Raw genomic sequence first — 24,489 nt, forward strand, 5'->3', positions numbered from 1 at the left:
GTGTGTCGTGCATAGCGGCGGACTGTGGGCACAATTGTCTTGGCTCGGAGTAGGCGCAACGGATGGGGAGGCAGGAACGACGGTGGCGGAACGGAGCACGGCTGCCGTCGACGTGGCCGACAGCGACGGCGAGGAGTCGCTGACCGCCGAGGCGGGAAAGGCCACGGCCGACGGGGCGGGGACGCATCAGAAGACCGGTCAGGAAACAGAGGCCGCGGGCAACCGGGATAAAGGTGCCGCGGCCGACGTAAATCCCCCCGAGCTACATAGCGGCCACAAGTTGGCCAGACGCTATCGTTTGGAGGAGTGCGTCACCCGACTGGACGGATTCAGCAGTTGGCGTGCGGTGGACGAGAAACTGCGCCGGGCCGTCGGCGTTCACGTCCTTCCCGCAGACCATCCGCGGGCCCGTCCGGTGCTGGCCGCCGCCCGCTCGGCGGCGCTGCTGGGTGACCCTCGCTTCGTCCAGGTACTCGACGCCGTCGAGGAGAACGACCTCGTCTACGTCGTCCACGAATGGCTTCCCGACGCCACCGAGCTGACTACCGTGCTCGCCTCGGCGCCGCTCGAGCCGCACGACGCCTATCAACTCGTCAGCCAGGTCTCCCAGGCCATGGCCGCCGCCCACCGCGAAGGCCTGGCCCATCTGCGGCTGAACCCCGGATCCGTGCTCCGCACGGAGTCGGGCCAGTACCGCATCCGCGGCCTCGCCGTCATGGCCGCGCTGCGCGGCATCAGCTCCGAACACCCGCAGCGCACCGACACCGAGTCGATCGGCGCCCTGCTGTACGCCGCGCTCACCCAGCGCTGGCCGTACGACAAGGACGCCCACGGCCTCTCCGGGCTGCCCAAGGGCGTCGGCCTGATCGCCCCCGACCAGGTCCGCGCGGGAGTCCACCGAGGGCTGTCCGAGCTGGCGATGCGCGCGCTGGTCAACGACGGCGCCACCGCCTCCCGCCAGGACCAGCCCTGCACCACCCCTGAGGAGCTGTCCAAGGCGGTCGCGGCCATGCCGCGCATCCGGCCGCCCGAGCCCGTCTTCACGCCCTCTCCGGCGTACCAGCGCACCACGTACCAGCAGGGCTACGGCCAGCCGCCCGCCCACGGCGGCGCGTCGCGCGCGGCGGGCCCCGCCGCGGTCCCCATGGCTCCGCCGCCCCCGCTGCAGAGCCGTACCGGCAGGGCCCTCAAGTGGACCGTCTCGGCCCTGCTGATCGCGGCACTGGGCCTCGGCAGCTGGCAACTCGCGGACACCCTTCTGAAGAAGGAGGACAACCCGGACCCCGGCAAGTCCACCAGCCAGAAGGACGACGACAAGCCCGGCCAGGTTGCCAGCAAGCCGATCCCGATCGAGGACGCCGCCGAGTTCGCCCCGGACGGCGCAGCGCAGCACCCCGGCGAGGCCAAGCTCACCCATGACGGGAAAACGTCGACTGCCTGGCGTACCAACAGCTTCTTCGATGGCCCTCAGCTCGCCCCGAGCGTCAAGCAGGGGGTCGGCATCGTCTACGACCTCGGCTCGGAGCAGAAGATCGGTGGCGCCTCGCTCTCGCTTCGGTTCAGCGGCCCCTACACGGAAGTCTCACTGTACGGAACGGATTCCCTCGCACCATCCGCGTCGCCAGGGGACCCCGTCACCTCGTTCACGAAGCTTGCCTCGGGCCGTACGTCGACCACGACGTCCGATCTGAAGGTCAAGGGCACCAAGAAGAGCCGCTACGTCCTCGTCTGGATGACCGCGATGCCGAGCGCACCGGGCGACGAGTACAGCGACCCTGGCTACAAGCAGGCCATCACTGAAGTGAAGTTCACCGGCTGACCCCAGGGCAGCCGGCCGACCGGGGAGGGGGCTCAACGTTGGACGACGCCACCATCGGCGGAGCAAGCGACGGCGAGCTCCTTGCTCAGCACGTGGCCGGCGATCCGCATGCCTTCGGTGAAATCGTGCGACGCCACCGCGACAGACTCTGGGCGGTGGCGTTGCGCACCCTCGGCGACCGGGAGGAGGCCGCCGACGCGGTCCAGGACGCGCTCGTCTCCGCCTACCGCGCCGCGCACACCTTCCGGGGCCAGTCCGCCGTGACGACCTGGCTCCACCGCATCACGGTCAACGCGTGTCTGGACCGGGCCCGCAAGGCCGCCTCCCGTCGCACCTCCCCCGTCGACGACACCGAGCGGCTCGAGCAGCTCCTGGAACCCCATGAGTCGGCCGCCGCGCCCGCCGAGCGCGGCGATCTCCATCGCGAGCTGCTGGGGGCGCTGCGCACCCTGCCGCCCGAGCAGCGTGCCGCCCTGGTGCTGGTCGACATGCAGGGCTATCCCGTGGCGGAGGCCGCGAAGGTCCTGGATGTCCCCACCGGCACCGTGAAAAGCCGCTGCGCGCGGGGACGCGCCCGGCTGCTCCCACTGCTGTCGCATCTCCATCCCAATGGAAGGGGTAGCGTCCCCTCCGGCGGGGGAAGGAACCGGTCGCAGGGGACATCCGTCCCACCAGCGGCAGGACCGACTGACACAGATGCCGTGAAGGGCGGAGGTGGGCGAGCGTGACATCCTCGACGGACACGGACGAGCACCCGGAAGTCGCGGAGATCTCCGCACTCACCGAGGGACTGCTCTCTCCGTCCCGCACCGTCGATGTGCGCACTCACCTCGCCACCTGCGGGCTGTGTGCCGATGTACAGACGTCCCTGGACGAGATCCGCTCGACGCTGGGCACCCTCCCGGGGCCGGTGCGGATGCCCGACGACATCGCGGGCCGGATCGACGCCGCACTCGCAGCCGAGGCCCTCCTCGACGCGACCGCCCCCGGTGACCGCGCTTCGGTTTCACGTGAAACCGAAGCGCCCGCGTCCACCGAGCATGTTTCACGTGAAACCGAGCCCGCGGCCGACCCCGCAGACCCCGTGACGGAGGGGAGGCCCTCCCCGGCCGTGGACCGCCCCGCAGGGCGCCCGCGCGCCGCCACCGGACCGGGACGCAAGGCCACGCCCCGCGCGGCCGCAGGCGCCCGTGGAGGCCGCGCCCGGCGCTGGCCCAAGGTGCTGCTCGGCAGCGCGTGCGCCGCCGCCGTCATCGGCGTCGGCACCCTCTTCTTCCCGGGTGGCTCGGATCACGACAACGGTGGCCCCGGCACCACGGCCCACGCGGACCCCAGCTCCACGGCGAAGGCCGGCCTCTCCGCCGGGGCACTCAAGGGCCGCGTGCAGGAGATGCTCGCCGAGCGGAAGACCACCCCGTCGCGCGGAGTCACCACCCAGAACACTCCGGATATGCCACTGCGCGCGAACGACCCGGTGGTTCCTTCCTGCGTCCAGCGCGGGACCGGTCGGTCCCAGCCCGTTCTCGCCGCGCAGCAGGACACCTACGACGGCAAGACGGCCTACATCGTCGTCCTGCCGCACCGCTCCGACAGCTCGCTCGTCGAAGCCTTCGTGATCGACGCCTCCTGTGTCTCCGCTTCCCACTCCAGTCCCGGGAAGCTTCTGGTGACCCGTACGTATCCGCGAGGCTGAGGCACAGCCCACAACCACGGCCCGCCTGGCAGCACGCGGGAATGCGGGACCCGTAGGATCCGTTGGGTGGGATGGCAGCGGTTCTCCGGAAGCCCGGGGAATGCGCCGTCGCCCAGTCAGCAGTCGGCAGTCGGCAGAGACAAGGAAGACATCCGTGAGCGACGTCCGCAACGTGATCATCATCGGTTCCGGGCCCGCGGGCTATACGGCCGCGCTCTACACCGCCCGTGCTTCCTTGAAGCCGCTGGTCTTCGAGGGATCCGTGACCGCCGGTGGTGCCCTGATGAACACCACCGACGTGGAGAACTTCCCCGGCTTCCGTGAGGGCATCATGGGCCCTGACCTGATGGACAACATGCGGGGGCAGGCCGAGCGCTTCGGCGCCGAGCTGGTCCCGGACGATGTGGCCGCGGTCGACCTCAGCGAGGACATCAAGACCGTCACCGACTCCGCCGGGACGGTGCACCGCGCGAAGACCATCATCGTCAGCACCGGCTCCCAGCACCGCAAGCTGGGGCTGGCCCGTGAGGACGAGCTTTCGGGCCGTGGCGTCTCCTGGTGTGCCACCTGTGACGGGTTCTTCTTCAAGGACCAGGACATCGCCGTCATCGGCGGCGGTGACACCGCGATGGAGGAAGCGACCTTCCTGTCGCGGTTCGCCAAGTCGGTCACCGTGGTCCACCGCCGGGACTCGCTGCGGGCCAGCAAGGCGATGCAGGAGCGTGCCTTCGCCGACCCGAAGATCTCGTTCATCTGGGACAGCGAGGTCACGGAGATCCACGGCGACGGCAAGCTCGCCAGCCTGACCCTGCGCGACATCAAGAAGGACGAGACCTCCGAGCTGCCGGTCACGGGCCTGTTCATCGCGATCGGCCATGACCCGCGGACCGAGCTGTTCAAGGGCCAGCTGCACCTGGACGACGAGGGCTACCTGAAGGTGGAGTCGCCCTCCACCCGCACGAACCTGCCGGGTGTCTTCGCCGCGGGTGATGTCGTGGACCACACCTACCGTCAGGCGATCACCGCCGCCGGCACCGGCTGTGCGGCCGCCCTGGACGCCGAGCGCTTCCTGGCCTCCCTGGGCGACGGCGAAGACGCCACCGTCTGATCCCGCTTCCTTCCCTGCACCAACGATTAAGGAGATTAGCCATGGCCGGTGCCACGGTCACCGTGACAGACGCCGACTTCGAGGAGACCGTCCTCAAGAGCGACAAGCCGGTACTCGTCGACTTCTGGGCCGCGTGGTGCGGTCCGTGCCGTCAGATCGCCCCCTCCCTGGAGGCCATCGCCGCCGAGCACGCCGACAAGATCGTCATCGCGAAGCTCAACATTGACGAGAACCCGGCCACTGCCGCCAAGTACGGCGTGATGTCCATTCCGACGCTCAACGTCTACCAGGGCGGCGAGGTCGCCAAGACCATCGTCGGCGCCAAGCCGAAGGCCGCGATCGAGCGCGACCTGGCCGACTTCATCGGCTGAGCCTTCACCCACACCGACGAAGGGGCTGCCCGAGAGGGCAGCCCCTTCGTGTTTCACGTGGAACCCTCAGCGAGGAAGGGTCAGTGGGGAACGGTCAGCGGGGAACGCTCAGAGGGGGCGGAGCGCCGGTTCCTTCTGAACCGCACCGAGCAGCCGGTCCAGCGCCAGCTCGACGTCCTCCTTCCAGGAGATCGTCGTCCTCAGCTCAAGCCTCAGCCGGGGATACCGCGGATGCGGCCGCACGGTCTTGAAGCCCACCGCGAGGAGGTGATCGGCGGGCAGCACACACGCCGGTTCCTTCCAGGTGGCGTCCCCGAACGCCTCGATCGCCTTGAAGCCCCGGCGGATCAGATCCTTCGCGACGGTCTGCACCATCACCCGGCCCAGCCCCTGCCCCTGGTATCCCGGCATGAGCCAGGCGGTCATCAGCTGCACGGCATCCGCCGCGACCGGGCTCGTCGGAAAGGCCGTGGAGCGCGGCACATACGCGGGCGGCGCGTAGAGCACGAAGCCCACCGGCACCTCATCGACGTAGACCACGCGGCCGCAGGATCCCCACTCCAGCAGAACGGCCGAGATCCAGGCTTCCTTCTCCAGCTCCGGACGCCCGGCCCTTACCGCAGCCTCGCCGCTGACTGGGTCGAGCTCCCAGAAGACACACGCGCGACAGCGCTTGGGGATGTCCGGGAGGTTGTCCAGCGTGAGCGGTACAAGCCGACGCCCCATGAAGCCAGTCCCTCACTTCCGTGGCCACCCGCGGCACGGGCGGCTGACAGCGCACTACGCTCCCTGATCAGACTACCGACGAAACCGCCGACAGCGCCCAGGCCCAACCCTGTGGCCACCAGTCCGGTGCGGCTCACCGATCGCATGGCCCTGCCCTCCACATGAGGTGCCTCCCATGGATCCGCCCTACCTGATCGCATCGTATCCGTGCGGAGATTGCACCGATACCGCCCTCGCGAAAAGAGCGGGTCGTGTTCCGATGGCATCGGAACACGACCCGCCCCCAGGTGCTTCCCCACGGCCGGACCGCGGGGTCAGCGCCTCATTCGTCCTCGTCCTCCGCCTTGTCCTCGGCGGACAGCGGCTGCTCCAGCACCGGTCCCTCGCCCGGCGCCAGGGAGCCGAGGATCCGCTCCAGATCGTCTATCGAGGCGAACTCGACGACGATCTTTCCCTTCTTCTGACCAAGGTCGACCTTCACCCGCGTCTCGAAGCGGTCCGACAGCCGGGACGCCAGATCCGTGAGCGCGGGGGACACCCGGGCACCGGCCCGTGGTCCCTTCCCCTTGGGAGCACCGCCCGACCGCGACCCCATGAGGGTGACGATCTCTTCGACCGCCCGCACCGACAGCCCCTCGGCGACGATGCGATGCGCCAGCCGGTCCTGTTCCTCCGAGTCATCCACGGAGAGCAGGGCCCGGGCATGGCCTGCGGAGAGCACGCCCGCCGCGACCCTGCGCTGGACGGAGGGAGAGAGCTTCAACAGCCGCAGCGTGTTGGAGACCTGCGGACGCGAACGCCCAATCCGGTCCGCCAGCTCGTCATGCGTGCAGTTGAAGTCCTTCAGCAACTGGTCGTACGCCGCCGCCTCTTCGAGCGGATTGAGCTGTGCCCGGTGCAGGTTCTCCAGCAGCGCGTCGAGCAGAAGCTTCTCGTCGTCGGTGGCCCGGACGATCGCGGGAATCTTCTCCAGCCCCGCCTCACGGCAGGCCCGCCAGCGCCGCTCGCCCATGATGAGCTCATAGCGCTCCGGCGCCAGCTGCCGCACCACGACCGGCTGGAGGAGGCCGACCTCCTGGATCGAGGTGACCAGCTCGGCCAGGGCGTCCTCGTCGAACACCTCACGCGGCTGACGGGGGTTGGGCGTGATGAAGTCGAGCGGCAGCTCGGCGAAGTGCGCCCCGGCCACCTCGTCCACCGGGGCCGGAGGCGCGGCCTCGGGCTCATTCTCCGGCGGGGCGGGCGGCTCGGTTTCACGTGGAACGCTCTGTGCGGCCAGACCGGCCACCTTGGCCGCCGCCACCCCGCGCTCCTGGGTGAGCACCGGGACCGCGGTCGGTGAGGTGCTGGCCCCTGAGGCCGTGGCCGTCCCCCCGCCCGTCGCGGTCCCGGCGTTGTCGGTCCCCTTCGGCGCGGGAGGGATCAAAGCACCGAGCCCACGGCCCAGTCCTCTGCGTCGCTCACTCACTGAATCCCCTCCTGCTGCATGCTGTGCTGGTCGTGCTGGCTGATCTCGGGCATGGGCAAGGCATGAGCGTGCTGGGGGTCGTACTGCACGTTCACCCCACGGAGCGCGATCTCCCGGGCCGCCTCAAGATAGGAGAGCGCACCGCTCGATCCCGGGTCATAGGTGAGGACCGTCTGCCCATAGCTGGGGGCCTCGGAGATGCGCACCGATCTCGGGATGCTCGTCCGGAGCACCTCGCCGCCGAAGTGGCTGCGGACCTCGTCCGCCACCTGGGAGGCCAGCCGGGTCCGGCCGTCGTACATCGTGAGCAGGATCGTCGAAACATGGAGCTTGGGGTTGAGATGACCCCGCACCAGATCGACGTTCCGCAGGAGCTGCCCGAGCCCCTCCAGAGCGTAGTACTCACACTGGATCGGGATCAGCACTTCCGCCCCGGCGACCAGCGCATTGACCGTCAGCAGCCCGAGGGAGGGCGGACAATCGATGAGGATGTAGTCCAGTGGCTGTTCGTAGGCCTGGATGGCTCGCTCCAGGCGGCTCTCTCTCGCCACCAGGGAGACCAGCTCGATCTCGGCACCGGCGAGGTCGATCGTGGCCGGGGCGCAGAACAGCCCCTCCACGTCCGGCACCGGCTGCACCACATCGGACAGCGGCTTGCTGTCGACCAGGACGTCGTAGATCGAGGGGACTTCGGCGTGGTGGTCGATCCCCAGCGCCGTCGAGGCGTTGCCCTGCGGGTCGAGGTCGATCACGAGGACTCGTCCACCGTGCAGGGCGAGAGACGCCGCCAGATTGACCGTGGTCGTGGTCTTCCCGACCCCGCCCTTCTGGTTGGCGACCACCATCACCCGGGTCTGCTCCGGCCTGGGCAGTCCCTCACCAGCCCGGCCAAGCGCTTCCACCGCCAGTTGAGCGGAACGGCCAATTGGGGTGTCGTCCATCGGGGGCGGAGTTTCACGTGAAACGTCCTCCCCCGCCGATTCGGTACGGGGGCCGGGGACCGGATCGGTCATCGGCCCCGCGATGTTGGCGTCGGACCGCAAGGATTCACTCTCCTCGACATCAGGCTCGCGATGCACAGAGCCTGCCATGCTTTGGGGGTTGTGAACCAGCGAGGCCCGTCCTCCTGTGGATGAATCCACATCTTTACGGGGGCGACGGTCGCGGGGCAGAGCCGCCGCACGACCGCGACTGATGATTCCATGCAGCAGGGAGCGACGTTTCACGTGAAACACGATGCACGGGCAGGCCCGTTGTTCCGTCGCGACACTCCGGTATGCGTAGTTTAGGCAGCTTGTATGGAGCACCCCGTCAGGCCGGTCGGCCTACGCCAGGGGCTCAGGGGCGACGTCGCGGCGCCTTCCGCGCCGCCTTGGCACGCTTCGCGGCGAACCTCACACCACCGGGGCTCTCCCCGACCTCGACCCGCACCACGGTGGACAGCGGATCCACGACGCCCTCGCCGACGTGCAGCACCGAGGTGTCCACCACGCCGAGCTTGCTCAGCGCCGCGCGGGCATGCTTCAGCTCCTCCTCGGCCGTGTCGCCCTTCAGCAGCAGCATCTCCCCGTACGGCCGCAGCAGCGGCACCCCCCAGCCGGCCAGCCGGTCCAGCGGGGCCACCGCTCGGGCCGTGACCACATGCACCGGAGGAAGCTTCCCCAGGACCTCCTCGGCCCGGCCGCGCACGACCGTGACATGCTCCAGGCCCAGTAGCTCCACCACTTCCCGAAGGAAGTTCGTACGGCGCAGCAGCGGCTCCAGCAGAGTGATCCGCAGATCCGGGCGGGTCAGGGCCAGCGGAATGCCGGGGAGACCGGCGCCCGAGCCCACATCGCACACGGTGACGCCCTCGGGCACCACCTCGGAGAGCACGGCGCAGTTCAGTAGATGCCGCTCCCACAGCCGCGGCACCTCGCGCGGGCCGATCAGCCCGCGGGTCACGCCCACATCGGCCAGCAGCTCGCCATACCGAACAGCCTCCGGGAAGCACTCACCGAATACATCCCGAGCCTCCTCGGGCGCCGGGGGGAGCTCCGCTGCTTCCGTCACGGGGACCGTCCTTCCGTACCGAGCACTGTCTGAACGATGCTGATGTAAGGCTGACAAGATTCGGCCCCGTCTGCGCACAGACGGGGCCGGGGAGACCATGAGGCCGGGGCCTGGTCAGGCCGGGAGTACGACCACACAGCGCTGGGGCTCCTCGCCCTCGGACTCGCTGTGCAGTCCGGCGGCGGCCACCGCGTCATGTACGACCTTGCGCTCGAACGGCGTCATCGCCTTGAGCTTCACCGGCTCGCCGGAGCCCTTCGCGTCTTCCGCGGCCTTGGTGCCCAGCTCGGTCAGCTCGGCACGCTTACGGGCCCGGTATCCGGCGATGTCGAGCATCAGCCGGCTCCGGTCACCGGTCTCCCGGTGCACCGCGAGCCGGGTCAGCTCCTGAAGGGCCTCCAGCACCTCACCGTCACGGCCGACCAGCTTCTGCAAGTCACGGCTGGTCGATTCGCTGATGATCGACACCGCTGCGCGGTCGGCCTCGACGTCCATGTCGATGTCACCGTCGAGGTCCGCGATGTCCAGCAGACCTTCGAGGTAGTCGGCCGCGATCTCCCCTTCCTGTTCGAGGCGGGTCAGGGTGTCGACACCCTCGGCGGCGGGGGTGGTGCCTTCCGTCACGGATGGACTCCTTCGTTACTTCTTGGACGGGTGCTTGGGCCGCTGCTGGCCCTTGCGCTGCCCGGACTTCGTGTTCCGGGAGCCGGAGGCCGAGCCGCCGGCCGGCTTGCCGCCCTGCGAGCCCTTCTTCTCCGCCGCGCTCTGCTGCGTCGGCTCCTGGTCGGACTTGGTCACCTTCGCCGTGGATTCCGACTGCGCCGTCGCCTTGCTGTGGCCGTGGCCGCCCGCGGTGGTGCGCTTCGACTTGGTCTGCCGCTTGGGCTGCTGGCGGTTGGCACGGGCCGTCTCGGCGGCCTCCTTGGCGGCGACCTCGGCCGGCTCCTCCTTCAGCTTGCCCTTGGCCCGCAGCCGCTCCTGGCGGGCCTCGAAGGCGACGCTGCCCGGGGTGGGGTTACGGCGGATGACGAACATCTGCTGGCCGAGGGTCCAGACGTTGGTGGTCAGCCAGTAGACGAGGACACCGACGGGGAAGTTGATGCCGAAGACGGCGAACATGATCGGGAAGACGTACATCAGCATCTTCTGCTGCTGCATGAACGGCGTCTTCACCGTGAGGTCGACGTTCTTGGTCATCAGCTGGCGCTGGGTGAAGAACTGCGACGCCGACATCAGCACGATCATGGTGATCGTCACGATGCGGACGTCCGTCAGCGACGCTCCGAGGGACTCGACCTTCGAAGCGGAGTCCATGAACTTCACGGACAGGGGAGCGCCGAAGATGTGCGCGTTACGGGCGCTGTCCAACAGCGACTGGTCGATGACGCCGACCGTCTTGTTGTTCGCGATGTGGTTGAGGACCTGGTAGAGCGCGATGAAGAACGGCGACTGCGCCAGAATCGGGAGACAGCTCGAGAGCGGGTTGGTGCCCGTCTCCTTGTAGAGCTTCATCATCTCTTCGGACTGGCGCTGCTTGTCGCTCTTGTAGCGCTCCTGGATCGCCTTCATCTTCGGCTGGAGCGCCTGCATGTTCCGCGTCGCCTTGATCTGCTTCACGAAGAGCGGGATCAGGCAGATGCGGATCAGCACCACCAGCGAAACGATGGACAGACCCCACGCCCAGCCACTGTTCCGGTCAAAAAGAAGGCTGTAGAACGAGTGGAACTGGACGATGATCCAGGAAACTACGTCATAAAGAGGACCGAGGATCGTGTCCACGAATCAGGCTCCTTGGGCGTTGGGCTGGGTCTCGGGCTGTGCGGCAGGCTCCACAGCGGAGTGCCCGCCGAAGCGGTTCCGCAGCCGCTGGTGCCACACCGGATGCTTCCGGGGCGGCACATGGTCGACGCCACCGGGCGACCACGGGTTGCAGCGCAGGATGCGCCACGCCGTCAGCGCCGTTCCTTTCACCGCGCCGTGCCGGTCAATGGCCGTGTGGCCATAGTGTGAGCACGACGGGTAGTACCTGCAGACCGGTCCCAACATGGGGCTGATGGTCCACTGGTACAGCTTGATCAACCACAGCAGCGGGTACTTCATCGCGGCACCCCTCCCAGTAGCCGCTGCACTGCGGTGTCGAGGTCGCGGGCCAGCTGGTCGTGACCCGCCTCACCCGCACCGGGCAGCGCCCGTACGACCACAAGGCTACCTGCGGGAAAATGATCGAGACGGTCCCGCATGAGATGGCGCAGTCTGCGCTTCACCAGGTTGCGGACGACGGCACCGCCGACCGCCTTGCTGACGACGAAACCCGCACGCGCCGGGGGAGCACTCTCCCCAGGTGCGTGCGGGTCCGTGTTTTTGCTGGTGAGGCCGCTGCGAAAGTGCACGACGAGAAGCGGGCGACCAGCCCTGCGTCCGCGTCGTACCGCGGCGGCGAAGTCCTGGCGCCGCCTCAGCCGATGCTCGGTAGGCAGCACGTCATGGACCTTGGGTCAGGCTGCTCAGGCCGACAGGCTGGCGCGACCCTTGCTACGGCGGGACGCGAGAATCGCGCGGCCGGCACGGGTCCGCATACGCAGCCGGAAGCCGTGGGTCTTCGCGCGACGACGGTTGTTCGGCTGGAAGGTGCGCTTGCTCACTCGGGGGCTCCAGAAATGAATCGGGTAGTGGCGGTACATCGCCTGGCTGTCACCGTGCGCCCACGAGTAGCTCGCAATACGCCCGAGTGCACCGCTTCACGATCACGGATCATGAAGTCCGTGACCCTTGCCCATCGGAGGCAGGCGGCAGCAGCCATCGACAACTCGACCTGGTTACGGTACGCGCGGTTACGCCATCCGGTCAAACCGACAGACGGCCCGCACCGCGCACCGCTCCATCCGCCCGTGGGGCAAGGGAACGACCGGCGACATCACATGGCACATTTGTACACACCCTGTGGACAACGACTTGAACCCTGTACCCCGGCCTGACTACCGTGGCCGGGCTCCGATTCCTTCCCACCCGTCCCGAGAACCACCTTTGGTGGGACATGTCGGCGTCCCCCACCCAGCGAGTGAGAGAGCGTGCCCTGTGGCTGACGTACCTGCCGATCTTGCCGCAGTGTGGCCACGCGTGCTGGAACGGCTTCTGGGAGAAGGCACGGGTCAGGGAGGGCAGGGCGTCGAAGCCAAGGACGAGCACTGGATCAAACGGTGCCAGCCCCTCGCCCTCGTCGCCGACACCGCCCTGCTCGCCGTCCCCAATGAGTTCGCCAAGGGCGTGCTGGAGGGCAGGCTGGCCCCGATCGTCAGCGAAACGCTGAGCCGGGAGTGCGGCCGCCCGATCCGCATCGCGATCACCGTCGACGAGTCGGCGGGTGAGCCGATCATCCCGCAGCAGTCGCAGCGCGACAGCCGCGACAGCCGCGACAGCCGCGACGGATACGAGAACCGCCGCGAGGGATACGAGAACCGCGACGGTCGCGACGGGTACGAGAGCTACGAGAGCCGCGACGGCTACGGCCGCCAGGCGCCCGACGAGCTGCCGACCGCCCGCCCCGCGTACCCCGGCTATCAGCAGCAGCGCCCCGAGCCCGCCGCCTGGCAGCGGCCCCATGACGACTACGGCTGGCAGCAGCCCCGGCTCGGCGGTTTCCCCGAGGCCGATCCGTACGCGTCACAGCAGCGCTCCTCGTCCGGCTACGACCAGCAGCCGTACGACCAGCAGCCGCGGGGCGACTACCGGGGCCCCGGACCGGAGCGCCCCGGACCGGGCGGTTCCGGTGGTCATGGCGGTCATGGCGGTCATGGGGGCCACGGCGGACCGGGCGGCCACGGCGGCGCACCCGAGCGGCCGCCGTACGAGCAGCAGCGCCATGATCTCCCCGACCCGCTGGAGCGCGGCCGCGGCGGACCGCCCGTCCTGCCCTCGCAGACCGGCGCCCCCGGCCCGCTCGCCGCGCAGCCCGCGCCCGCGTCCGGCCCCGGTGAGCCGACCGCCCGGCTGAATCCCAAGTACCTCTTCGACACCTTCGTCATCGGTGCCTCCAACCGCTTCGCGCACGCCGCGGCGGTCGCGGTCGCCGAGGCCCCGGCCAAGGCGTACAACCCGCTGTTCATCTACGGGGAGTCGGGGCTCGGCAAGACCCATCTGCTGCACGCCATCGGGCACTACGCCCGCAGCCTCTATCCCGGCACCCGGGTGCGCTACGTGAGCTCCGAGGAGTTCACCAACGAGTTCATCAACTCCATCCGCGACGGCAAGGCGGACGCGTTCCGCAAGCGCTACCGCGACATGGACATCCTGCTGGTCGACGACATCCAGTTCCTGGCGAGCAAGGAGTCGACGCAGGAGGAGTTCTTCCACACCTTCAATACGCTCCACAACGCCAACAAGCAGATCGTGCTCTCCTCCGACCGGCCGCCCAAGCAGCTGGTCACCCTGGAGGACCGGCTCCGCAACCGCTTCGAGTGGGGGCTGATCACCGATGTGCAGCCGCCGGAGCTGGAGACGCGGATCGCGATCCTCCGCAAGAAGGCGGTGCAGGAGCAGCTGAACGCGCCGCCCGAGGTGCTGGAGTTCATCGCCTCCCGGATCTCCCGCAACATCCGGGAGCTGGAGGGCGCGCTGATCCGGGTCACGGCCTTCGCGAGCCTGAACCGGCAGCCGGTGGACCTCGGCCTCACCGAGATCGTCCTCAAGGATCTGATCCCCGGCGGCGAGGACGCGGCCCCGGAGATCACCGCCACCGCGATCATGGCCGCCACCGCCGACTACTTCGGGCACACGGTGGACGACCTGTGCGGCGCCTCCCGCAGCCGGGTGCTGGTCACGGCGCGGCAGATCGCGATGTATCTGTGCCGTGAGCTGACGGATCTCTCCCTGCCCAAGATCGGCGCGCAGTTCGGCGGCCGGGACCATACGACCGTGATGCACGCGGACCGCAAGATCCGGGCTCTGATGGCCGAGCGGCGCTCCATCTACAACCAGGTCACCGAGCTGACCAACCGCATCAAGAACGGCTGAGCGGACCGCAGAGCCGGTCGGCGACGGGCGCCACGCGGCCCCGTGACACACCGCAGAGACGTACAAGGGCGCTCCGGGACGGACAACTCCCGGGGCGCCCTTCGTCGTTCGCTCTCCCCAGCTGTTCGATTCCATGCCCTGACAGGCGAGTTCTCCACAGATCAGCGGCGAATGCGCCGTCCACACCTTGGGGACTTCTCGGTTGTCCCGAATCCGTCCACAGGCTTGGGGTGCAGGATGGGATCAGTGGAGGTCAGGCGGTTGTGGAATTGTGGCAAACCTCAGTCCACAGACTGTGGACGACGAGATTGCCCACAGGCCGTGCTTCGAGTTGTCCACCGGCCGCCCACAGGCACAAGGGGGTTACCCACAGCTCCTCCACACGCCTGTCCACTGTTCGGCAACGAAATGGTCACCCTCACCGGACCGAGTGAAAGGCGTCACACCGAGGAGCCGGGTTGGGCTGTGGGGAAGGTGGGTAAAACTGGGGACGCCGCTGGGGAGAACCGGCCCACTCCTGTGCATCGCGTGTGCAGAACTTTCCGGCGTCCACAGAACGCGTGAGTTGTCCACCGGCGCCGCCCACAGGGTCGGTGGACAAAAAAGCGGTGCTGACCTGCACAAAGGCAGTTATCCACGGTTTCCACAGGCCCTACTACTACGACCACAGAGTTAGAGCAGGGAAATCGCTTCGAAGTGGGGCCTGTGCACAACTTCGGGCCGGGCCGCCCGACACGTCTCGCACCGACTTGACCCCGAGCCGCGCCGACTGTCAGCGCCGTGCGTCAGACTGGTCTCCGGCACAACAGCCGACGACGAAGGCCAGCAGGGCGAGCCAGCAACAGCAGGAGGCGGTTTCCGGTGAAGATCCGGGTGGAGCGCGATGTACTCGCGGAGGCAGTGGCCTGGACAGCCCGCAGCCTCCCGGCCCGTCCGCCGGTGCCCGTCCTCGCGGGCATCCTGCTGAAGGCGGAGGAAGGCGCTCTGAGCCTCTCCGGCTTCGACTACGAGGTCTCGGCCCGCGTCTCCGTCGAAGCCGACGTGGAGGACGACGGCACGGTCCTGGTCTCCGGCCGCCTTCTCGCCGACATCTGCCGCGCTCTCCCCAATCGCCCTGTGGAGATCTCCACCGACGGTGTGCGCGTGACCGTCATCTGCGGCTCGTCGCGCTTCACCCTTCACACACTGCCTGTGGAGGAGTACCCGGCGCTGCCGCAGATGCCGACCGCGACCGGCACCGTCCCCGGTGAGGTCTTCGCCGCCGCCGCCGCCCAGGTCGCCATCGCGGCCGGCCGGGACGACACCCTGCCGGTGCTCACCGGTGTGCGGATCGAGATCGAGGGCGACACCGTCACGCTGGCCTCCACCGACCGCTACCGGTTCGCGGTCCGCGAGTTCCTGTGGAAGCCGGAGACGCCGGACATCTCCGCCGTCGCCCTGGTCCCCGCCAAGACGCTGCTCGACACCGCCAAGTCGCTGACCAGCGGTGACACGGTCGCCCTGGCGCTGTCCGGCTCGGGCGCGGGCGAGGGGCTGATCGGCTTCGAGGGCGCCGGGCGCCGTACGACCACCCGGCTGCTCGAGGGTGACCTGCCGAAGTACCGCTCCCTCTTCCCGACCGAGTTCAACTCCGTCGCGGTGATCGAGACCGCGCCCTTCGTGGAGGCCGTCAAGCGTGTGGCCCTGGTCGCCGAGCGGAACACGCCGGTGCGGCTCAGCTTCGAGCAGGGCGTGCTGATCCTGGAGGCCGGTTCCAGCGACGACGCACAGGCTGTGGAGCGCGTCGACGCCCAGCTCGACGGTGACGACGTCTCCATCGCCTTCAACCCGACGTTCCTGCTCGACGGGCTCAGCGCGATCGACTCCCCGGTCGCCCAGCTGTCCTTCACCACGTCGACGAAGCCCGCTCTGCTCAGTGGCAAGCCCGCCATGGACGCCGAGGCGGACGAGGCGTACAAGTACCTGATCATGCCGGTCCGGCTGAGCGGCTGAGGTGCCGAAGACCGAGCGGATGAGCGGGTGTAGCCAACATCTGTGCGGACACTCGCGGGCGTAGGCTCGGTCCCAGGTACGAACCGCACTGACTACGGCATAAGGATCATTGATGGAGCTCGGTCTCGTCGGCCTCGGCAAGATGGGCGGCAACATGCGCGAGCGCATTCGCCGCGCAGGCCACACCGTTATCGGATACGACCGCAACCCGGACGTCGCCGATGTGCACAGCCTCGGTGAGCTGGTGAGCGAGCTCAAGGGCCCGCGCGTGGTGTGGATCATGGTTCCCGCCGGTGTCGCGACCCAGACCACCATCGACGAGCTGGCCGAACTCCTGTCGCCCGGCGACATCGTCGTGGACGGGGGCAACTCCCGCTGGACGGACGACGAGAAGCACGCCGAGGAGCTGGGTGCCAAGGGCATCGGCTTCGTCGACTGCGGTGTCTCCGGCGGGGTCTGGGGCCTGGAGAACGGCTATGCGCTGATGTACGGCGGTGCGGCCGAGCATGTCGCCAAGGTCCAGCCGGTCTTCGACGCGCTCAAGCCCGAGGGAAGCGCCGGGGCCGTCCACGCGGGCAAGGTCGGCGCGGGCCACTTCGCCAAGATGGTCCACAACGGCATCGAGTACGCGATGATGCAGGCCTATGCCGAGGGCTGGGAGCTGCTGGAGGCCGTGGACTCGGTCACCGACGTCCGCGAGGTGTTCCGTTCCTGGCAGGAGGGCACCGTCATCCGCTCCTGGCTGCTGGACCTGGCCGTCCGCGCACTGGACGACGACGAGCACCTGACCAGGCTGCGCGGATACGCCGAGGACTCGGGCGAGGGCCGCTGGACCGTGGAGGCCGCTATCGACAACGCGGTGCCGCTGCCCGCGATCACGGCGTCCCTGTTCGCCCGCTTCGCCTCGCGTCAGGACGACTCCCCGCAGATGAAGATGGTCGCCGCGCTGCGCAATCAGTTCGGCGGTCACGCGGTCGAGAACACCAAGTAAGCAGCACCTCAAGGGTGTAGTACTGCCGGGGGAGGTCGGCGCAGCCCATCATGCATGTCACGCATCTGTCGCTCGCCGACTTCCGCTCGTACGCCCGGGCCGAGGTCGCCCTGGGCCCGGGCGTCACCGCCTTCGTCGGGCCCAATGGCCAGGGCAAGACCAATCTGGTCGAGGCCGTCGGCTATCTCGCCACGCTCGGCAGTCACCGCGTCTCCTCGGACGCCCCGATGGTGCGCATGGGCGCCGAGCGGGCGGTCGTCCGGGCCGCGGTGGTCCAGGGGGACCGGCAGCAGCTGATCGAGCTGGAGCTGAACCCCGGCAAGGCCAACCGCGCCCGCATCAACCGGTCCTCGCAGGTCAAACCGCGTGATGTGCTCGGCATCCTGCGCACGGTGCTGTTCGCGCCCGAGGACCTGGCCCTGGTCAAGGGCGACCCCGGTGAGCGCCGCCGCTTCCTCGACGAGCTGATCACGGCGCGTGCGCCGCGCATGGCCGGGGTCCGCTCGGACTACGACCGGGTGCTCAAGCAGCGCAACAGCCTGCTGAAGACCGCCGCGTTGGCCCGGCGGCACGGCTCGCGCGGCGGCAGCGGCGGCAGCGGTGGCGACGCGGCGCTGTCCACCCTCGACGTCTGGGACCAGCACCTGGCCCGGACCGGCGCCGAGCTGCTCGCCCAGCGCTTCGATCTGATCGGCGTGCTGCGGCCGCTCGCCGACAAGGCGTACGAGCAACTGGCCCCGGGCGGTGGCCCGGTCCTGCTGGAGTACCGCGGTTCGGCCGGTGAGGACCTGACCGCGGCCGGCAGCCGCGAGGAGCTGTACGAGCGGCTGATGGCCGCCCTGGCCGACGCGCGCAAACAGGAGATCGAGCGCGGCGTCACGCTGGTGGGACCGCACCGGGACGACCTCGTCCTCAAGCTCGGGCGGCTTCCGGCCAAGGGCTACGCGAGCCATGGCGAGTCCTGGTCGTACGCCCTCGCGCTGCGGCTGGCCTCGTACGACCTGCTGCGCGCGGAGGGCGCCGAACCGGTGCTGGTGCTCGACGACGTCTTCGCCGAGCTGGACACCCGGCGCCGGGAGCGGCTGGCCGAGCTGGTCGCCCCCGGGGAGCAGGTGCTGGTCACGGCGGCCGTGGAGGAGGACGTCCCGGAGGTGCTGGCGGGCGTGCGCTACGCGGTGGCCGAGGGGGAGGTGCGGCGGGTATGACGGACCAGGCCCCGAAGACCCCCGAGCCCTCGGGAGTCGATCTGGCACGGGTCGCGCTGCGCGCCGCCAAGGAGCAGGCGCGGGCCCGTGGCGCGGCCGCTCAGCAGAAGAAGCAGGCGCGTCGAGGGGGCTTGCGCTCCGGCGCGCGCGCCGATGGACGCGATCCGCTCCCGCTGGGTGCGGCGATCAACCGGCTGATCACCGAGCGGGGCTGGGAGGCCCCGGCGGCGGTCGGCGGGGTGATGGGCCGCTGGCCGCAGATGGTCGGCCCGGAGGTCGCCCAGCACTGTGAGCCGCAGCGGTACGACGAGGATGCCCGGGTGTTGACGGTGCGCTGCGACTCCACGGCGTGGGCGACCCAGCTGCGGCTGCTCGCACCGCAGCTGGTGGCCCGGCTCAACGCCGATCTCGGGCAGGGCACGGTGCGGTTGATCAAGGTGCTGGGCCCGGGCGGCCCGCCCCGGCGCTACGGCCCGCTGCGCTCCCCCGGCAGCACCGGCCCGGGCGACACCTACGGCTGACGGTCGCCCGGGGCCCGTACGGATCCGTCCCCGGAAGCCTGTCCGGCCCGCTCCCGGACCCCGTCCGGACCCGCCCTCAGGGCCTGTATGGACGCCTGAGCACAGGGTGACGGCTGAGACCCCGGTCACGGTAGCCGGTGGTTGACAGCTCGAAGCGCTGAGTGGCGGTGTGAGCCTCTTGGAGCCCGTCCCCGCATATGGGGAGTCGCCGCCGACCGGTTCAGGGCGGCACATGCGGACTCAGGCACCAGCAAGCCCCCATTCTTGTCGGCGCTACCGGTAGACTGAGCGAGTACACCGTCGCCGCTGGCGCACCGAGCGCTTGCGGACACATGTTGAACGACGCAGCCGCTCCTGCCTGCCCGGAGACGGCATGTGCTGTGCCAGAAAGGGCGCTTCGTGGCCGATTCCGGCAACCCCATCGAAAACATCACGTCCATCCCCGGCGGCGAGGCCCTGGCACCGCCGTCGTACGACGCCGGTGCGATCACCGTCCTGGAGGGGCTGGACGCGGTCCGCAAGCGACCCGGTATGTACATCGGTTCCACCGGTGAGCGCGGCCTGCACCACCTGGTCCAGGAAGTCGTCGACAACTCCGTCGACGAGGCCATGGCCGGTCACGCGGACACCATCGACGTCACGATCCTTCCCGACGGCGGCGTCCGCGTCATCGACAACGGCCGTGGGATCCCGGTGGGCATCGTCCCCTCGGAGGGGAAGCCGGCCGTGGAGGTCGTGCTCACCGTCCTGCACGCGGGCGGCAAGTTCGGCGGCGGCGGCTACGCCGTCTCCGGTGGTCTGCACGGCGTCGGCGTCTCCGTCGTCAACGCCCTGTCGTCGAAGGTCTCGGTCGAGGTCAAGTGCGACGGCTACCGCTGGACCCAGGACTACAAGACCGGCGTGCCGACCGCGCCCCTGGCCCGGAACGAGGCCACGGACGAGACCGGTACGACGGTCACCTTCTGGGCCGACGGGGACATCTTCGAGACCACCGAGTACTCGTTCGAGACGCTGTCCCGGCGTTTCCAGGAGATGGCGTTCCTGAACAAGGGGCTGTCGATCTCGCTGCGGGACGAGCGCGAGGCCCATGTGGACGAGGAGGGCAACCCGCTCTCCGTGAAGTACCACTACGAGGGCGGCATCGTCGACTTCGTCACGTACCTCAACTCCCGCAAGGGCGAGCTGGTTCACCCCACGGTGATCGGCTTCGAGGCCGAGGACAAGGAGCGGCTGCTCTCCCTCGAGATCGCGATGCAGTGGAACACCCAGTACTCCGAGGGTGTCTACAGCTTCGCGAACACCATCCACACCCATGAGGGCGGTACGCACGAGGAGGGCTTCCGGGCAGCGCTGACGTACCTGATCAACAAGTACGCGCGCGACAAGAAGCTGCTCCGCGAGAAGGACGACAACCTCACCGGTGAGGACATCCGCGAGGGCCTGACCGCGATCATCTCGGTCAAGCTGGGCGAGCCGCAGTTCGAGGGTCAGACGAAGACGAAGCTGGGCAACACCGAGGCGAAGACCTTCGTCCAGAAGATCGTCAACGAGCACCTGACCGACTGGCTGGACCGGAACCCCAACGAGGCGGCGGACATCATCCGCAAGGGGATCCAGGCGGCGACGGCCCGGGTGGCGGCCCGCAAGGCGCGCGACCTGACCCGCCGCAAGGGGCTGCTGGAGACCGCGTCGCTGCCGGGCAAGCTGAGCGACTGCCAGTCCAACGACCCGTCGAAGTGCGAGATCTTCATCGTCGAGGGTGACTCCGCCGGCGGTTCGGCCAAGTCCGGCCGTGACCCGCAGTACCAGGCGATCCTTCCGATCCGAGGCAAGATCCTCAACGTCGAGAAGGCCCGGGTCGACAAGATCCTCCAGAACAACGAGGTCCAGGCGCTGATCTCGGCCTTCGGCACCGGTGTGCACGAGGACTTCGACATCGCCAAGCTCCGCTATCACAAGATCATCCTGATGGCGGACGCCGACGTCGACGGCCAGCACATCAACACCCTGCTGCTGACGTTCCTCTTCCGCTTCATGCGTCCGCTCGTCGAGGCCGGGCACGTCTTCCTCTCCCGCCCGCCGCTCTACAAGATCAAGTGGGGCCGGGACGACTTCGAGTACGCGTACTCGGACCGGGAGCGGGACGCCCTGATCCAGGCCGGCCGCGAGCAGGGCAAGCGCATCAAGGACGACTCGGTGCAGCGCTTCAAGGGTCTGGGCGAGATGAACGCCGAGGAGCTGCGCGTGACCACCATGGACCTCGACAGCCGGGTCCTCGGCCAGGTCACGCTGGACGACGCGGCGCAGGCCGACGACCTGTTCTCGGTCCTGATGGGCGAGGACGTCGAGGCCCGGCGTTCGTTTATCCAGCGCAACGCCAAGGATGTCCGCTTCCTCGACATCTGAGTCGGCCACCCGCAGCCGCAGACGACAGAAGGACTTGACCAGCAATGGCCGACGAGAACAACCCCACCACGCCCGACGAACTCGCCGACGGCGCCGCCATGCGCATCGAGGCGGTCGGCCTCGAGACCGAGATGCAGCGCTCGTACCTCGACTACGCGATGAGCGTCATCGTGAGCCGTGCGCTGCCCGACGTCCGGGACGGCCTCAAGCCGGTGCACCGGCGCGTGCTGTACGCGATGTACGACGGCGGATACCGGCCCGAGAAGGGCTTCTACAAGTGCGCCCGCGTCGTCGGCGACGTGATGGGCACGTACCACCCGCACGGTGACTCGTCCATCTACGACGCCCTCGTGCGGCTGGCCCAGTCGTGGTCCATGCGCATGCCGCTGGTCGACTCCAACGGCAACTTCGGCTCCCCGGGCAACGACCCCGCGGCGGCCATGCGGTACACCGAGTGCAAGATGGCGCCGCTGGCCATGGAGATGCTCCGGGACATCGACGAGGAGACCGTCGATTTCCAGGACAACTACGACGGCCGTAACCAGGAGCCGACGGTCCTGCCGGCCCGCTTCCCGAACCTGCTGGTCAACGGCTCGGCGGGCATCGCGGTGGGCATGGCCACCAACATCCCGCCGCACAATCTGCGCGAGGTCGCCGAGGGCGCCCAGTGGTTCCTGGCGAACCCGGAGGCCACCCAGGAGGAGCTGCTCGAGGCCCTGATCGACCGCATCAAGGGCCCGGACTTCCCGACCGGCGCGCTGGTCGTGGGCCGCAAGGGCATCGAGGAGGCGTACCGCACCGGGCGTGGCTCGATCACGATGCGAGCGGTCGTCGAGGTCGAGGAGATCCAGGGCCGTCAGTGCCTGGTGGTCACCGAGCTGCCGTACCAGGTCAACCCGGACAACCTGGCGCAGAAGATCGCCGACCTGGTGAAGGACGGCCGGATCGGCGGCATCGCGGACGTCCGCGACGAGACCTCGTCGCGGACCGGCCAGCGCCTGGTCATCGTGCTCAAGCGGGACTCGGTCGCCAAGGTCGTCCTCAACAACCTCTACAAGCACACCGATCTGCAGACGAACTTCGGCGCCAACATGCTGGCGCTGGTCGACGGCGTGCCGCGGACCCTGTCGCTGGACGCGTTCATCCGCAACTGGGTCACCCACCAGGTCGAGGTCATCGTCCGCCGGACCCGCTACCGGCTGCGCAAGGCCGAGGAGCGGGCGCACATCCTGCGCGGCCTGCTCAAGGCGCTGGACGCGATCGACGAGGTCATCGCGCTGATCCGGCGCAGCGACACGGTCGACACCGCGCGCGGCGGCCTGATGGGGCTGCTGGAGATCGACGAGATCCAGGCGAACGCGATCCTGGAGATGCAGCTGCGGCGGCTGGCCGCCCTGGAGCGTCAGAAGATCATCCAGGAGCACGACGAGCTGCAGGCGAAGATCAACGAGTACAACGCGATCCTCGCCTCGCCCGAGCGGCAGCGGCAGATCATCAGCGAGGAGCTGACCGCGGTCGTCGAGAAGTTCGGCGACGACCGGCGTTCCAAGCTGGTCCCCTTCGACGGCGACATGTCCATCGAGGACCTGATCGCCGAGGAGGACATCGTCGTCACGATCACCCGTGGCGGCTATCTGAAGCGCACCAAGACCGAGGACTACCGCTCGCAGAAGCGCGGCGGCAAGGGCGTGCGCGGGACGAAGCTGAAGCAGGACGACATCGTCGACCACTTCTTCGTCTCGACCACCCACCACTGGCTGCTGTTCTTCACCAACAAGGGCCGGGTCTACCGGGCCAAGGCGTACGAACTCCCGGACGCGGGCCGCGAGGCGCGCGGTCAGCACGTCGCGAATCTGCTGGCGTTCCAGCCGGACGAGCAGATCGCCCGGATTCTGGCGATCCGGGACTACGAGGCGGTGCCGTACCTGGTGCTGGCCACCAAGTCGGGTCTGGTGAAGAAGACACCACTGAAGGATTACGATTCGCCGCGCTCCGGCGGTGTGATCGCCATCAACCTCCGGGAGATGGACGACGGCCGCGAGGACGAACTGATCGGCGCCGAGCTGGTCTCCGCCGAGGACGATCTGCTGCTGATCAGCAAGAAGGCGCAGTCGATCAGGTTCACGGCGACCGATGACTCGTTGCGGCCGATGGGGCGCGCGACCTCGGGCGTGAAGGGCATGAGCTTCCGCGAGGACGACGAGCTGCTCTCGATGAATGTCGTCCGGCCCGGTACGTTCGTGTTCACCGCCACCGACGGTGGGTACGCGAAGCGTTCGAACGTCGACGAGTACCGCGTCCAGGGTCGCGGCGGCCTCGGAATCAAGGCCGCCAAGATCGTGGAGGACCGGGGTTCGCTGGTCGGAGCGCTGGTGGTCGAGGAGAGCGACGAGATCCTCGCCATCACGCTCGGGGGCGGTGTGATCCGTACACGGGTCAGCGAGGTCAGGGAGACGGGCCGTGACACCATGGGCGTCCAACTGATCAACCTGGGCAAGCGCGATGCCGTCGTCGGCATCGCCCGGAACGCCGAGGCCGGTCGTGAGGCTGAAGAGGTCGAGGACGTCATCGAGACCGCGATCGAGGCAGCCGAGGAGGCCGCGTCCGAGGCGGCCGGGGGCACGCCGCCCCCGGCCGATGAGACGACCGAGGAGTAAGTCGTGAGTGGAGCCACGGGCGGAGCGGGTGGCGGCACGGGAGCCGAGGGGCGTCCGGGATCGAAGCCCCCGTCCTCCGCGGGCGGCACGTCCGCCAGGAAAGACGCCCGTGGCCCCGCCTCCGATTCCCAGGGGGGCGCCGACTCCCACGGGGGCACGGTGACGGAGACCCGGAAGCTGCGTCCCGTGCCCGCGTCGGACCCCCAGCCTGAGTCGCAGCCCGCGCCGCAGGCCGAGTCGCAGTCCGAGCGGCGTACGTCGAGCCCGCTGCCCAGTGAGCGGGCCGCCCAGCCGCAGCCCGAGCGGCCGTACCACCCGCCGCAGGCCTACGCGCCGCCGCCCGGCGGCGGCGCGGCGGGCGCTGCGGGCGCGTCGCGAGAACGGCCTCAAGGCCGACATCGCGCCCACCGACCACGCGGCGGTCATGCGGTTCACCTATCCGGGTGAGGACGCCAGCGTCATCTTCGACA

The 24,489-nt window shown here is 69.0% G+C and carries 22 protein-coding genes; 13 read left to right on the plus strand and 9 right to left on the minus strand.

The features are described from left to right. Positions 1–82: 82 nt before the first annotated feature. From ACWC5C_RS40680 to trxA, 5 genes are all read left to right on the plus strand, one after another. Complete coding sequence (locus tag ACWC5C_RS40680) at positions 83–1,819, plus strand: protein kinase family protein (RefSeq protein ID WP_450884174.1); 1,737 nt, start codon at positions 83–85, stop codon at positions 1,817–1,819. Positions 1,820–1,857: 38 nt separating this feature from the next. Next, positions 1,858–2,547, plus strand: coding sequence for an RNA polymerase sigma factor SigM (gene sigM, locus ACWC5C_RS40685; protein ID WP_009716495.1), 690 nt, complete (start codon positions 1,858–1,860; stop codon positions 2,545–2,547). Next, on the plus strand, positions 2,544–3,512 hold the full coding sequence (locus ACWC5C_RS40690; protein WP_450884176.1) for a hypothetical protein: 969 nt from the start codon (positions 2,544–2,546) through the stop codon (positions 3,510–3,512). Before sigM ends, ACWC5C_RS40690 begins: the two co-directional genes overlap by 4 nt. 154 nt (positions 3,513–3,666) lie before the next feature. After that, positions 3,667–4,620, plus strand: a complete 954-nt coding sequence (gene trxB / locus ACWC5C_RS40695; protein ID WP_450884178.1) for a thioredoxin-disulfide reductase — start codon at positions 3,667–3,669, stop codon at positions 4,618–4,620. A gap of 41 nt (positions 4,621–4,661) precedes the next feature. Next, entirely contained in the window at positions 4,662–4,991 is a 330-nt protein-coding gene (gene trxA, locus ACWC5C_RS40700) for a thioredoxin (RefSeq protein ID WP_009716492.1), read from the plus strand. Positions 4,992–5,099: 108 nt separating this feature from the next. On the opposite strand, the gene ACWC5C_RS40705 is transcribed toward trxA, so the two are convergent. The 9 genes from ACWC5C_RS40705 to rpmH all read right to left on the minus strand — a co-directional run bounded on the left by ACWC5C_RS40705 (position 5,100) and on the right by rpmH (position 11,879). Continuing rightward, entirely contained in the window at positions 5,100–5,717 is a 618-nt protein-coding gene (locus ACWC5C_RS40705) for a GNAT family N-acetyltransferase (RefSeq protein WP_009716491.1), read from the minus strand. Positions 5,718–6,039: 322 nt separating this feature from the next. Then, positions 6,040–7,185, minus strand: coding sequence for a ParB/RepB/Spo0J family partition protein (locus ACWC5C_RS40710; protein ID WP_450884181.1), 1,146 nt, complete (start codon positions 7,183–7,185; stop codon positions 6,040–6,042). Further along, positions 7,182–8,276 (minus strand): ParA family protein, encoded by a 1,095-nt coding sequence (locus tag ACWC5C_RS40715; RefSeq protein ID WP_385446056.1) that lies wholly within the window; start codon positions 8,274–8,276, stop codon positions 7,182–7,184. Before ACWC5C_RS40715 ends, ACWC5C_RS40710 begins: the two co-directional genes overlap by 4 nt. 247 nt (positions 8,277–8,523) lie before the next feature. Then, complete coding sequence (rsmG, locus tag ACWC5C_RS40720; RefSeq protein ID WP_385446055.1) at positions 8,524–9,237, minus strand: 16S rRNA (guanine(527)-N(7))-methyltransferase RsmG; 714 nt, start codon at positions 9,235–9,237, stop codon at positions 8,524–8,526. Between the two features lie 114 nt (positions 9,238–9,351). Next, positions 9,352–9,861, minus strand: coding sequence for a Jag family protein (locus tag ACWC5C_RS40725; protein ID WP_385446054.1), 510 nt, complete (start codon positions 9,859–9,861; stop codon positions 9,352–9,354). A gap of 15 nt (positions 9,862–9,876) precedes the next feature. After that, positions 9,877–11,016 carry a membrane protein insertase YidC gene (gene yidC, locus ACWC5C_RS40730; RefSeq protein ID WP_385446053.1) on the minus strand — a complete coding sequence of 380 codons (1,140 nt, stop codon included), beginning with the start codon at positions 11,014–11,016 and terminating at the stop codon, positions 9,877–9,879. 3 nt (positions 11,017–11,019) lie between these two features. After that, complete coding sequence (gene yidD, locus ACWC5C_RS40735) at positions 11,020–11,337, minus strand: membrane protein insertion efficiency factor YidD (RefSeq protein ID WP_385446052.1); 318 nt, start codon at positions 11,335–11,337, stop codon at positions 11,020–11,022. Further along, on the minus strand, positions 11,334–11,717 hold the full coding sequence (rnpA, locus tag ACWC5C_RS40740) for a ribonuclease P protein component (RefSeq protein ID WP_009716484.1): 384 nt from the start codon (positions 11,715–11,717) through the stop codon (positions 11,334–11,336). The genes yidD and rnpA overlap by 4 nt, the downstream gene beginning before the upstream one ends. Before the next feature lie 24 nt (positions 11,718–11,741). Further along, positions 11,742–11,879, minus strand: coding sequence for a 50S ribosomal protein L34 (gene rpmH / locus ACWC5C_RS40745; RefSeq protein ID WP_006348049.1), 138 nt, complete (start codon positions 11,877–11,879; stop codon positions 11,742–11,744). Between the two features lie 433 nt (positions 11,880–12,312). On the opposite strand from rpmH, the gene dnaA reads away from it, so the two are divergent. The 8 genes from dnaA to ACWC5C_RS40785 form a co-directional block, all read left to right on the plus strand. Further along, positions 12,313–14,247, plus strand: coding sequence for a chromosomal replication initiator protein DnaA (gene dnaA / locus ACWC5C_RS40750; protein WP_450884185.1), 1,935 nt, complete (start codon positions 12,313–12,315; stop codon positions 14,245–14,247). Positions 14,248–15,108: 861 nt separating this feature from the next. Continuing rightward, on the plus strand, positions 15,109–16,239 hold the full coding sequence (gene dnaN, locus ACWC5C_RS40755) for a DNA polymerase III subunit beta (RefSeq protein WP_450884187.1): 1,131 nt from the start codon (positions 15,109–15,111) through the stop codon (positions 16,237–16,239). 112 nt (positions 16,240–16,351) lie between these two features. After that, entirely contained in the window at positions 16,352–17,230 is an 879-nt protein-coding gene (gene gnd / locus ACWC5C_RS40760) for a phosphogluconate dehydrogenase (NAD(+)-dependent, decarboxylating) (RefSeq protein ID WP_385446049.1), read from the plus strand. A 50-nt stretch (positions 17,231–17,280) separates the two neighbouring features. Then, a complete protein-coding gene (gene recF, locus ACWC5C_RS40765; protein WP_450884190.1) occupies positions 17,281–18,435 on the plus strand; it encodes a DNA replication/repair protein RecF in 1,155 nt (384 codons plus the stop codon). Beyond that, on the plus strand, positions 18,432–18,956 hold the full coding sequence (locus ACWC5C_RS40770; protein WP_385446047.1) for a DUF721 domain-containing protein: 525 nt from the start codon (positions 18,432–18,434) through the stop codon (positions 18,954–18,956). Before recF ends, ACWC5C_RS40770 begins: the two co-directional genes overlap by 4 nt. Before the next feature lie 375 nt (positions 18,957–19,331). After that, positions 19,332–21,362 (plus strand): DNA topoisomerase (ATP-hydrolyzing) subunit B, encoded by a 2,031-nt coding sequence (gene gyrB / locus ACWC5C_RS40775; RefSeq protein ID WP_450884192.1) that lies wholly within the window; start codon positions 19,332–19,334, stop codon positions 21,360–21,362. Between the two features lie 44 nt (positions 21,363–21,406). Further along, on the plus strand, positions 21,407–24,019 hold the full coding sequence (gyrA, locus tag ACWC5C_RS40780) for a DNA gyrase subunit A (protein WP_450884194.1): 2,613 nt from the start codon (positions 21,407–21,409) through the stop codon (positions 24,017–24,019). Between the two features lie 274 nt (positions 24,020–24,293). Beyond that, positions 24,294–24,489, plus strand: a 196-nt coding sequence (locus tag ACWC5C_RS40785; RefSeq protein ID WP_450884196.1) for a hypothetical protein, incomplete at its 3' end; no start/stop codon positions are given.

Source organism: Streptomyces sp. NPDC001700 (assembly GCF_053596435.1).

Excerpts from the sequence above, each read along its gene's own strand:
- trxA (WP_009716492.1), top strand. The coding sequence starts at position 4,662 with ATGGCCGGTGCCACGGTCACCGTGACAGACGCCGACTTCGAGGAGACC.
- ACWC5C_RS40705 (WP_009716491.1), bottom strand. The coding sequence starts at position 5,717 with ATGGGGCGTCGGCTTGTACCGCTCACGCTGGACAACCTCCCGGACATC.
- ACWC5C_RS40715 (WP_385446056.1), bottom strand. The coding sequence starts at position 8,276 with ATGGCAGGCTCTGTGCATCGCGAGCCTGATGTCGAGGAGAGTGAATCC.
- yidD (WP_385446052.1), bottom strand. The coding sequence starts at position 11,337 with ATGAAGTACCCGCTGCTGTGGTTGATCAAGCTGTACCAGTGGACCATC.
- gnd (WP_385446049.1), top strand. The coding sequence starts at position 16,352 with ATGGAGCTCGGTCTCGTCGGCCTCGGCAAGATGGGCGGCAACATGCGC.
- recF (WP_450884190.1), top strand. The coding sequence starts at position 17,281 with ATGCATGTCACGCATCTGTCGCTCGCCGACTTCCGCTCGTACGCCCGG.
- ACWC5C_RS40770 (WP_385446047.1), top strand. The coding sequence starts at position 18,432 with ATGACGGACCAGGCCCCGAAGACCCCCGAGCCCTCGGGAGTCGATCTG.
- gyrA (WP_450884194.1), top strand. The coding sequence starts at position 21,407 with ATGGCCGACGAGAACAACCCCACCACGCCCGACGAACTCGCCGACGGC.